Consider the following 947-nt stretch of genomic DNA (forward strand, 5'->3'; position numbering starts at 1 on the left):
CCGCCCTCCTCCTTCGTCAGGATGTAGGCCTCCGCCTTGAACTTCGTGTGCGGCGTCACCGAGCCCGGCTTGCACAGCACCTGGCCGCGCTCCACGTCCTCGCGGCCGACGCCGCGCAGCAGCGCGCCGATGTTGTCGCCGGCCTGGCCCTGGTCGAGCAGCTTGCGGAACATCTCGACGCCCGTCACCGTCGTCTTCGTCGTCGGCTTGATCCCGACGATCTCGACTTCCTCGCCGACCTTCACGATGCCGCGCTCCACCCGGCCCGTCACCACCGTGCCGCGACCGGAGATCGAGAACACGTCCTCGATCGGCATCAGGAACGCGCCGTCGACCGGACGCTGCGGCTGCGGGATGTACTCGTCGACCGCCGCCATCAGCGCCTTGATCGAGGCCTCGCCGATCGTGTCGGCATTCTTGTCCTCCAGCGCCGCAAGCGCCGAGCCCTTGATGATCGGAATGTCGTCGCCCGGGAACTCGTAGGCCGACAGCAGCTCGCGGATCTCCATCTCGACGAGCTCCAGAAGCTCCTCGTCGTCGACCTGGTCGACCTTGTTCATGTACACCACGATCGCCGGAACGCCGACCTGGCGGGCCAGCAGGATGTGCTCGCGCGTCTGCGGCATCGGACCGTCGGCCGCCGACACCACCAGGATCGCGCCGTCCATCTGCGCAGCACCCGTGATCATGTTCTTCACGTAGTCGGCGTGGCCGGGGCAGTCGACATGGGCGTAGTGGCGGTTGTCCGTCTCGTACTCCACATGCGCCGTCGAGATCGTGATGCCGCGCGCCTTCTCCTCCGGCGCAGCGTCAATCTGGTCGTACGCCTTGAACTCGCCAAACGACTTCGTGATCGCCGCCGTCAGCGTCGTCTTGCCATGGTCAACATGACCAATCGTCCCGATGTTGCAGTGCGGCTTCGTCCGCTCAAACTTCGCTTTGGCCAT

The 947-nt window shown here is 65.9% G+C and carries 1 protein-coding gene; it reads right to left on the minus strand.

All coding sequences use genetic code 11. The features are described 5' to 3' along the window. On the minus strand, positions 1-947 hold a 947-nt coding region (gene tuf / locus V3328_RS26545; protein WP_340332761.1), incomplete at its 3' end, for an elongation factor Tu.

This window comes from Microbaculum marinum (genome assembly GCF_037855135.1).
Classification (GTDB): Bacteria; Pseudomonadota; Alphaproteobacteria; order Rhizobiales; family Tepidamorphaceae; genus Microbaculum; species Microbaculum marinum.